Here is a 10,697-nt window from a genome sequence, read left to right on the forward strand (position 1 = left end):
ATGAAATATAGTGTATTTTTTGGTCTTGTATCTTTATTGCTCGCATCAACTGCAAAATCTGAAGATATCGAACTTTTTGTTAAACATAATGTCAATATTGAAGAAAAGCCTAGGGTAATGATTGTATTTGATACCTCGGGCAGTATGGCATTTTCGAGTGAGTATGGTACCAGCTGTGGTTATGATTATTATCGTAGAAGATGGATACTTTGCCCGGATAATCGTTTAGGTGTTGCAAAAGATACCATAACAGACCTGATTGAAGATAAAGCGAATGAGAATGTAGATTTTGGCTTGATGCGATTTAACAGTGACAATGAAGGAGGGTATGTACTTTCTGGGATAGGTTCTAGCAAATCGGATATAAAAAATAAAATTAATACCCTAGAGGCCAATGGGGGGACTCCTTTGAGCGAAACTCTCTGGGAAGCGTATTTGTATTTAACTGGTAAGAAGAAAGGTTACGCTGATAACCAATCTATTGGAAGGGATCAAAATATAGAATTAGGTGATCAATACATCTCTCCTTTTACCCCAAAAGCTGGTGAGCAAAGGTGTAATAGCGCTGTGAATGTAATTTTAATGACCGATGGTGACCCCTCTGTTGATACGAGTTCGAATTCAGATATCTCTAAACTCTATAAAAATACATTCAAACAAGATACGCCTGTTATAGAGAACAGTTATATGCCGGCTTTGGCAGCAGCTATGCATGGCAGAGGCGGTAAAGATCCTGTCGAAGTCGATCTTTACCCGAATACATCTGATTTAAAAGACACAGCTTATGTATACACCATTGGTTTTGGTGAGGGAATGAGTGGTGCTGGTGAGAAAATTTTAAGAAAAACTGCCGCACTAGGAGGTGGTGATTACTATCAAGCGGACACTGCAGAAAAATTAAAAGATGACTTTAATAAAATCTTGGTTGCCATAAACCAACGAAGCTCGAGCTTTGTCTCTCCTTCAGTATCAATGAATAGTTCGGATCAGACACAAAGTGGTAACTCCCTTTATTACACTATGTTTTATCCTGAGAAACATACCCGCTGGCAAGGCAACTTAAAAAAACTACAGGTTAAAGATGGTGAAATCATTGACATGTCGAATAAGCCTGCACTTGATACGCAAGATGGCATCATCAGTAAAGATGCGACAACTTTTTGGTCTAAGCCAGGTTCGAATGACGGTAATAATATTGAGCAAGGTGGTGTGAATTACCAATTATCTCAACAAACCTCCCGAAAGTTGTTTTCTGATTTTGGAGTAGGGAGTTTAATTCCATTTAAGTGGTCGGAAGCCAAAAATGCGGTAGGTGCAACTCAGCTAATGGACAAGTTTGGAACGTCTACTGATGCAGAAACTAAGGACCTCATGGATTGGGTATCAGGTCTAGATGTGTTAAATGAAAATAGCGATTCGGGAAGAAGAAAAGATATTTTTGGTGATCCCCTTCATTCAAAACCAGTGAACATAGACTATGGTAATAATGATATCCGAGTGTTTATTGGCACTAACTCAGGCTTTCTGCATGCTTTCAAAGATAATGGCAACACAGTAAAAGAAAGTTGGGCATTTTTACCGGGTAAGTTGCTTGATATTCAAAAGCCGTTAATGAATAAGCTAGATGGAACAAAGCTTTATGGTGTAGATGGCCCAATTACTGTTTTCCATAAAGACATTAACAGAGACAGCATTGTTAATGGTACAGACAAAGTGTGGCTGTTTTTTGGGCTTAGAAGAGGAGGAACGGCTTATTATGCTTTAGATATAACTAATCCTGATACACCTAAAATGTTATGGGGCGCTCCTATAACATCACAAAAATCAGGATTTGAAGAATTAGGTCAGTCATGGTCAAAGCCTTTTGTTACTTATATTCGTTCGCAAAAAGAAAAGCCAGTTGTGATTTTTGGTGCAGGTTACGATACCAATAAAGATAATATTTCTAAAACTAGTGATAGTAAGGGACGTGGTTTATTTATTGTCGATGCTGAGAGTGGCAATTTAGTCTGGTCGTTGACACCCGGTGGACCAGCTAGCAATACTGAAAAAGCAAGCAAGTTTAAAGGCATACATAGCATAGCAGCAGATGTCTCCCTCATGGATTCTGATTATGATGGCTTTACGGATCGAATTTATGCAGCTGACACGGGAGGAAGCATTTGGCGAGTAGATATGCCTAGAGACAAGCCAAATGATACTGATAATCCTTGGACACACTTTAAATTTGCAGAGTTATCAGGCTCAAAAAATAGGGATGATAGACGCTTCTTTTATCAACCATTAGTTGCTCGTACTTTCTTTAGCAAAGTGACTAAGACTATAACCAGTAATGGGACATATTCAACTAGAAGAGAAGTGCCTTATGAAGCGATTATTATAGGCAGTGGAAATAGAGCTAGCCCGCTTGAAAAGATAGTGAACAATCAGCTATATGTGATACGTGATGAAAACACGGTTACACGCTCATATCAAGGCGATGAAGTCCCTGATCCGATTTACCATAGTCAGCTTATGCAAGTGAAAGATGAACCTTTCTATCAAGCAGCGTCTAAACAAGCATTTTATGAAAAAGAAGCCGAGTTGGGTGCGCTTAAAGGGTGGAAGTATCAACTTAGAGTTGGAGAAAAGTCGCTAGCTAAAGCAACCGTAGTGGGTGGTATTGCTTACTTTACTTCGTTTACACCACATTTAGATACATCAATAGACCAATGCTCAGTTGGCAGCGGTGGTGGGGCTTTATATGCTCTACATTTGCATTATGGTGCGCGTGTCTTCCAAAAGATTAGGTATGACACAGTGAGAGAAGTTCCCAGTACACCTGTGGTTCTTTATCATAACGAGTCTGAAACAGAAGGAGGTTCCAAACGCAGCACTGGTCGTTTGAATATTGAATTAAAGAATGTTGACTCTTCGGGAGGTAAAGGCCCAGATGGCAGTAAACCGAGTGAACCATTCTTAAGTGCAAAAGTAGCAGGTCCCTTACCAACACTCAATAGCGCAGGGCAGCCAACATTTTTGAGTAATGAAGTCCATGGTATTATGACAAAGCAAATGTATATTTACAAGCGAGAAGATCATGATGAAAAGTAATCGCATAAAGGGCTTTACCTTGCTCGAAATGCTGATTGTTGTTGCGATAGCGGGCATTTTAGCCTCAGTCGCCTATCCTCAGTACACCGAATACGTTAAAAGAGCCGCACGCTCAGATGCAATGGTTTTACTATTAGATGCTGCCAATAAACAAGAGCAGTACTATGCTGATAATAGAAGTTATGCGGATGATTTGAATTTAATTAACGTCCCTTCAACGAGTGAAAATGGTTATTTTAATATTACAGTAGAGGTGCCAGACACAGGCACCTCATTCACGATAACTGCGACAGCTGCTGCTGGAGCGGTGGCAGGCGATACAGCTTGTACAACTTTTACAATTACAGATACTGGTATTAAAGGCTCAACTGGCACAAGTGAGCCAGTCGACTGTTGGGAGCGCTAAATGCGCTTCTTACACCTTTTTGTATCTCTTAATCTAGCCCTACCTGCATTATTAATGCTCATCTCCAATCCGATTGGTTTACCTTCATAATCGAATGAGCAGTAAACAAAAGTCCCATTTGCTAGACCTTTTAAACTACCATCGGGTTTGAAGGTAATAGCATGTCTGGGATACGACAATTCGTCTTTTATGTTTATTCTGTCTATTACATATAAAACTTGCTCGTCAGCATCTAATACATGGTTTCTATTAGTATCAACAAAGCTGGTTAAGGACTCATGCCAAAGATCTTTGTGGCATTTATTATGAACTAAGCCACATATACTAATATATTTATCGTGGGTAATAGCGTAGCTGCGAGATAAAAAAATTTGTCGCTTTATCTGTTTCAGGGCTACTTCAGGTCTATTCTTGTGTAAAACACTATTGAATGAAGGTACCGCTAAAAGACTAAGAATAACGATTAAAGATAAGGTGATGAGTAACTCAATTAAAGTTAAACCTCGGGTGTAATTAGGTGTGCTTTTAGCTGCCATCCTTGCAACCTTAAAATATTAACTATTTTAAATTAATATAGAACAAAGTGTTCATTTGTCAAAGTTTTTACAAGCAATTATCAGCATCTTCTGCATCACCGTTATAACGGGATGTTCCTCCAACAGTAAGCGTCATTACCTTGGCATGTTCAGCTTTATTCAGTGGGCAGTAGATAAACTTACCGCCATTACTATTCACAATTCGACCACTACTATCAAATCTCACACGAGTGTCAGGGGCTTTTAGGTTATCGTTTACAGCGATTTTCTCCATGACGCGTAGTAAATCATCACCCGCTACTTCGTATGTGGCATTATTATTTTTATCTATAAATGAAATGATTTGGTCGTTTTTCCAATCGTTGGTGCAAGTGAGGTTTTTTTTCGCAGCTAATTCAGTCGCATTTACTGGGCATAAAATAACTATCTCATCACTTGTCGTTGCTTTTGCTCTAGCAAACGTAATATGTCTTTTTAGTTCAAGCACAAAAGATTCAGCTCGAGTTTTTTCATTTAAATCAGTATTACCTGTAAACGATAGAGTCGCAAGGATTGCTAAGATAGCAATGGTAATAAGCAATTCTAATAATGTGAAACCGCGATGTTGCATATTTACACCTAGAAAAGAGCAATTATTCAATTATAGCACAATGCATTATGAAGCTTTTTCTTCTATGTTTGCAACGAGTTTGTTTGCCTTGTTTTAGGGGATTGTCTAAAATCGACGCACTCGCTAAGGAAATAAAACGCCATGAAAAAAATAGAAGCAATAATTAAACCATTCAAATTAGATGATGTTCGTGAAGCTTTGTCTGAAATAGGCATAACAGGTATGACGGTCTGTGAAGTTAAGGGCTTTGGTCGACAAAAAGGCCATACGGAGTTATACCGTGGTGCAGAGTATATGGTCGATTTTTTACCTAAGGTTAAATTAGATATTGTATTAGCAGATGAAGATGTTGACCGAGCAATTGAGGTTATCTTAAAGACTGCGCAGACAGGCAAAATTGGTGATGGTAAGATTTTCGTAACTGAAGTTGAGCGAGTTGTACGTATTCGTACTGGTGAAGAAGACGAAGAAGCAATTTAACTTTGAAATAAAAATGGCGCCTGATAAGCGCCATTTTTATTTTGAGTATTATTTAGTTGCTACTTCTTATTTGCTCATTTAGAAGTCGTGTTTGCTGCGCATGCAGACGTAACTCATCTAATCCTAATTTTTCGTAACTTTTTTCCATTATATCAAGCGCTTCAATTAAATAACTGCTTTGTGAGAAGTGTTCAACAACATATTTACCGCGATTAGCCGCGGCTAAAAAGGCTTCTCGTTCGAAGTAATACTCAGCAACTTTAATTTCATAACGTGCCATTTTATTAAGCAACCAAACAAGGCGCTTTTTAGCCTCTGCAACATAAGGGCTATTTGGGTAGCTATCCGTTAATGTTGATAAGTCTTGAAAAGCCACACTGGTGCGGCTTGCATCTCTATCAGCTCTATCTATTCCAAAGTATTCCTGGAATGCATTTTCATCAGCTTGAATATTTACCAAGCCACGCATGAAATACATGTAATCTAAATTTTTATGATTGGGATTTAAGCGTATAAAACGATCTATGGTGGCAAGTGCCTGATCCGTATTCCCTGTTTTATAGTGTGCGAATACTAAATCCATTTGTACTTGTTGAGCGTGAGGGCCAAATGGGTAGCGAGAATTAAGTGCACTTAATAATTCGATAGAGCGGGCATAAAGTCCTGAGTCTAAAGTTGACTTAGCATCTTCATATAAAGCTTGTGCAGATTTGTTTGGTACTCGTTCAATGTCTTCTTGCTCAGGCGCAGAAGAACATGCCGCAAGACCTAGAAAAGAAGTACTGACTAGGATGGCAAAGGCGCGTTTCCCTAATTTAGTTATCATTTTATTTTACTACCTTCGGTGTCTTCGGCTAGGCCAAGATGGCAAAACCGAGTAAACTATGCATTTATGCGATTCTAACCCAGTCGAGCTAAGCTTGCACTGGTAATTTAGGTAAACTAACAGATGTCTGAGCAAATTTCTCTACAAGCCGAAGTGCCAACTGAATTAGGCGGTAAACGTCTAGACCAAATTTTGGCGCAAATGTTCCCTGATTTTTCACGTTCAAGAATAAAAACTTGGATTTTAGATGAAAAAGTCACCGTCGATGGTGAGGTCTTATCGACACCGAGAGAAAAGCTATTAGGTGGGGAATTAATTTCCATCGAGACGCAAATCGAAGCGCCGCGTGAATATGAAGCACAAGACATCGAGTTAAACATCGTTTACGAAGATGATGACATCCTTGTTATCAATAAGCCTATGGGGCTAGTGGTACACCCAGGTGCTGGTAATCCAGATGGCACAATATTAAATGCCTTATTACATCATCATCCGGATATCATTAATGTGCCACGAGCCGGTATTGTGCATCGTCTAGATAAAGATACGACAGGTTTAATGGTTGTTGCAAAAACCATCCAAGCCCAAACACATCTTGTTAAAGCCCTACAAAAACGCGATAACTTTACCCGTGAATATGAAGCGATATGTAATGGTACAATGACAGCCGGAGGCATGGTTGAAAAACCAATTGGTCGTCATGCAACAAAACGCACGCATATGGCTATTCATGAAATGGGCAAACCTGCGGTAACGCATTATCGCGTTGCAGAAAAATTCAGAGCGCATACACGTTTACGCTTAAGACTAGAAACAGGTCGTACTCACCAAATTCGTGTACACATGGCTTATTTAACGCACCCGCTTGTAGGTGATCAATTATATGGCGGCCGCCCTCGTCCTCCTCGCAATGCAACACCAGAATTGTTCGCGCAGCTAAGAGACTTTAAACGTCAAGCGCTGCATGCAATTAAATTGAGTATTGCGCACCCAATTACGGGAGAGCAAATGACTTGGGAAGCCCCTGTACCTGAAGATATGCAGATTCTAACCCAGGCGTTACGTGATGACACGAAAGCCAATCCCGATTTAGTCTATTAGAATATGCAGTTAGTTGACTGGCCATTACACCAAGTTGTCGGTGGTATTCAAACTACACGTTTAGGAGGTTGTTCTAGACCTCCTTATTCGAGTTTTAACCTTGGATATCATGTTGGCGATGATGAAGATGTGGTTTTGGCTAATCATCGAGTATTAAATGAGTTTTTACCAAGTCCACCATTTTGGCTAGATCAGGTTCATAGTGCCAATGTTGTAGAGGTAACAAACTCTGTTACAGAGCAGAAGCTATCTGATAGGCCAAAAGCAGATGCGCTTTATACAAAACTAAAAGCACAGCCTTTGGCAATTATGACAGCTGATTGTTTGCCAATTTTGTTAGCGAGTAATAATGGTAAAGAAGTGGCGGCTGTGCATGGTGGTTGGCGGCCTCTCGCTGGTAATATTATTGAGAAAACGATTGAGAAGTTTACCGCACCGAATCAGCAAATATCGGCTTGGTTAGGTCCAGCAATTGGACCTACTGCATTTGAAGTGGGTTCTGATGTTGTGAATGCTTTTACAAGGATCAACTCTTCACATATTGATGATTTCACAGAGCTACAAAATCAAAAGTACCTAGCTGATATATTTTCTATCGCTAAACGACAGTTGTCTTCGCTAGGAGTAACACAAATATATAGCCAGTATGAGTGCACCTTTTCCTCACCATCAAAGTACTTTTCTTACCGCAGAGATGCAATTACGGGTCGATTAGCGACATTGATTTGGCGCAAATAAACCAAATTAAAACCTTAAAATAGCCTTGAACAATACCTGTTGAATACCCATAAAGTAACTAGATTATTATTATAAAGGTTTAGACGTCATGCGTTTAGATAGATTCACAAGTAAATTCCAAGCAGCACTTTCCGATGCGCAATCACTGGCATTAGGCCGAGACCATCAATTTATTATGCCTGTGCATTTGATGTATGCACTACTACAACAAAATGGTTCAAGTGTTAGAGCTTTATTAGCGCAAGCAGGGATAAGTGCAGACGAACTAAACAACAAACTTACTAAATCAATCGATAAAATTTTTAAGGTTTCTGGTATTGGTGGAGACGTTCAGCTCCACAATGAGCTTATTTCTCTTATCAATCTGTGTGATAAATATGCGCAAAAACGCAAAGACGAATACATATCGAGTGAGTTATTTGTATTTGCTGCGTGTGAAGATAAAGGTGAATTAGGTCAAATTTTAAGAGAGTTGCAACTAACTCAGAAAAAAGTAGAACAAGCAATAAAAGCAATTCGAGGCGGCCAAAAAGTCGATAATCCAAATGCTGAAGACACTCGTCAGTCTCTTGAAAAGTTTACTATAGACCTAACTGAACGTGCAGAACAGGGCAAACTCGATCCAGTAATTGGCCGTGATGAAGAAATCCGACGCACAATACAAGTGCTCCAGAGACGCACCAAGAATAACCCAGTTCTAATTGGTGAGCCTGGCGTTGGTAAAACAGCCATTGCTGAAGGCTTAGCTCAGCGTATCATTAATGGTGAAGTACCTGAAGGCCTTAAAAATAAGCGAGTTCTTTCTCTTGATTTGGGGGCACTGGTAGCTGGTGCCAAGTATCGTGGTGAGTTTGAAGAGCGCTTAAAATCCGTTCTAAATGAATTAGCAAAAGAAGAAGGGCAAGTGATCTTATTTATTGATGAGATCCACACTATGGTAGGCGCGGGTAAGACCGATGGTGCTATGGATGCCGGAAATATGCTAAAACCTGCACTTGCCCGAGGTGAGTTACATTGTGTTGGCGCAACGACACTAGATGAATATCGTCAATACATTGAAAAGGATGCAGCGTTAGAAAGACGTTTCCAAAAAGTATTTGTGAGTGAGCCAAGTGTCTCAGACACAATTGCCATTTTACGTGGCTTAAAAGAGCGTTACGAACTTCATCACTCTGTTGATATTACAGATCCTGCTATTGTTGCCGCAGCGAATCTTTCCCATCGTTATATTTCAGATAGACAACTTCCTGATAAGGCCATTGATTTAATAGATGAAGCCGGCAGTTCTATTCGTCTGCAAATAGATTCTAAACCAGAGCAACTAGATAGGTTAGAGCGTAAGATCATTCAACTAAAGTTAGAAGACAATGCACTAGCGAAAGAAAAAGACGAAGCAAGTCAAAAGCGTCGTACTGAAATGCAGAGTTTAATTTCAGAATTAGAGAGTGAATATAAAGAGCTTGATGAAGTGTGGAATGCCGAAAAAGCATCTTTACAGGGCACGCAAGTAATAAAAGGTGAGCTAGAGCAAGCGAGATTAGATCTTGAAGTTGCACGTCGAGCAAGCGACTTACAAAGAATGTCAGAGCTTCAGTATGGACGAATTCCTGAACTAGAAAGAAAACTTGATCTTGCATCTCAAGCTGAAATGCAAGAAATGAGTTTGTTAAAGAATCAAGTCGGTGAAGATGAAATTGCAGAAATCTTGTCTCGATGGACAGGTATCCCAGTAGCTAAAATGCTACAAGGTGAACGCGAAAAGTTACTTCAAATGGAAGATGAACTACACAATAAAGTTATAGGGCAAGATGAAGCGGTAAATGCGGTATCAAATGCGATACGTCGTTCAAGAGCTGGTCTTGCAGATCCAAATCGTCCGATTGGCTCATTCCTATTCTTAGGACCGACAGGTGTAGGTAAGACAGAGTTAACAAAAGCGCTAGCAAACTTTATGTTTGATACTGAAGAGGCCATGGTTCGCATTGATATGTCTGAGTTTATGGAAAAGCACTCAGTTGCAAGACTAGTTGGTGCACCTCCTGGCTATGTAGGTTATGAAGAAGGTGGCTATTTAACAGAAGCGGTTAGACGTCGTCCATATTCAGTTGTTTTATTGGATGAAGTGGAAAAAGCACATCCTGATGTCTTCAATATATTACTTCAAGTGCTAGACGATGGTCGTTTAACAGATGGTCAAGGCCGTACTGTTGACTTTAAAAACACAGTGATCATTATGACTTCAAACTTAGGGTCTGACATTATCCAAGAACAAGCTGGTCAAAATGACTACACATCTTTGAAAGAAAAGGTGATGGGCGTCCTTGCAACTCAGTTTAGACCTGAGTTTATAAACCGCATCGATGAAACCGTAGTGTTCCATCCTTTAATAGATAAACATATTAAAGAGATCGTGAATATACAGCTAGATAAATTAACAGCCAGATTGTTTGAAAAAGGCTACCAGTTTGAATTGTTACCTGAAGCGTTAGATAAAATAGCAGCACATGGTTTTGACCCTGTGTTTGGTGCAAGACCACTTAAGCGTGCAATTCAGCAATATGTTGAGAACCCATTAGCGCAGAAACTATTGGCAGGCGAATTTATCCCAGGTGATAAAATCAGAGTAACGGTAGATAACGACGTTATTACATTTACAAAGTAAGAAGCTGGCAAATCATTGGGCATTCATATTATAAGTGTGCCCAAATTTATTTCTTTTCTTCCTTGCATTATCTTCTTTCTCGACAATACTTAAATTCCCCCGAATGATTAGGGGGTGGTTATATGACTTAAATATTGTAGTTTTACTTCTTTTTGATTTCTTATTGTACAAAAAACATTTGAAAACAGACGTTTCGTTTAAAATACACGCGAACAGTCAGCTTTTTGCATTTTTCTTTAAAAAAG

Annotated in this window: 9 protein-coding genes; 6 read left to right on the forward strand and 3 right to left on the reverse strand. The window is 39.5% G+C overall.

Going from position 1 to position 10,697, the window contains the following annotated elements:
• Positions 1-3,093, forward strand: a complete 3,093-nt coding sequence (locus CWB72_RS15870; protein ID WP_138633372.1) for a PilC/PilY family type IV pilus protein — start codon at positions 1-3, stop codon at positions 3,091-3,093.
• Positions 3,083-3,499, forward strand: coding sequence for a type IV pilin protein (locus CWB72_RS15875; RefSeq protein WP_138568302.1), 417 nt, complete (start codon positions 3,083-3,085; stop codon positions 3,497-3,499). The genes CWB72_RS15870 and CWB72_RS15875 overlap by 11 nt, the downstream gene beginning before the upstream one ends.
• Here the strand turns inward: CWB72_RS15875 and CWB72_RS15880 are convergent.
• Together CWB72_RS15880 and CWB72_RS15885 are read right to left on the reverse strand one after the other, a co-directional pair.
• Positions 3,496-4,035: a GspH/FimT family protein gene (locus tag CWB72_RS15880; protein ID WP_138568292.1), complete on the reverse strand. Its 540-nt coding sequence runs from the start codon at positions 4,033-4,035 to the stop codon at positions 3,496-3,498. The genes CWB72_RS15875 and CWB72_RS15880 overlap by 4 nt on opposite strands.
• Positions 4,036-4,102: 67 nt before the next feature.
• Complete coding sequence (locus CWB72_RS15885; RefSeq protein WP_130256598.1) at positions 4,103-4,645, reverse strand: GspH/FimT family pseudopilin; 543 nt, start codon at positions 4,643-4,645, stop codon at positions 4,103-4,105.
• A 141-nt stretch (positions 4,646-4,786) separates the two neighbouring features.
• On the opposite strand from CWB72_RS15885, the gene glnB reads away from it, so the two are divergent.
• A complete protein-coding gene (gene glnB, locus CWB72_RS15890; protein ID WP_130256575.1) occupies positions 4,787-5,125 on the forward strand; it encodes a nitrogen regulatory protein P-II in 339 nt (112 codons plus the stop codon).
• 52 nt (positions 5,126-5,177) lie between these two features.
• Here the strand turns inward: glnB and CWB72_RS15895 are convergent, their stop codons facing one another.
• A complete protein-coding gene (locus CWB72_RS15895) occupies positions 5,178-5,951 on the reverse strand; it encodes an outer membrane protein assembly factor BamD (RefSeq protein ID WP_138568293.1) in 774 nt (257 codons plus the stop codon).
• Between the two features lie 123 nt (positions 5,952-6,074).
• Between CWB72_RS15895 and rluD the strand changes: the two genes are divergently transcribed.
• The 3 genes from rluD to clpB all read left to right on the forward strand — a co-directional run bounded on the left by rluD (position 6,075) and on the right by clpB (position 10,452).
• Complete coding sequence (gene rluD / locus CWB72_RS15900) at positions 6,075-7,052, forward strand: 23S rRNA pseudouridine(1911/1915/1917) synthase RluD (RefSeq protein ID WP_138568294.1); 978 nt, start codon at positions 6,075-6,077, stop codon at positions 7,050-7,052.
• 3 nt (positions 7,053-7,055) lie between these two features.
• A complete protein-coding gene (gene pgeF, locus CWB72_RS15905; RefSeq protein WP_138633375.1) occupies positions 7,056-7,790 on the forward strand; it encodes a peptidoglycan editing factor PgeF in 735 nt (244 codons plus the stop codon).
• Positions 7,791-7,878: 88 nt separating this feature from the next.
• Entirely contained in the window at positions 7,879-10,452 is a 2,574-nt protein-coding gene (clpB, locus tag CWB72_RS15910) for an ATP-dependent chaperone ClpB (protein WP_138633378.1), read from the forward strand.
• The last annotated feature ends 245 nt before the right edge of the window (positions 10,453-10,697 follow it).

The organism is Pseudoalteromonas phenolica, assembly GCF_005886345.1.
GTDB lineage: Bacteria > Pseudomonadota > Gammaproteobacteria > Enterobacterales > Alteromonadaceae > Pseudoalteromonas > Pseudoalteromonas phenolica_A.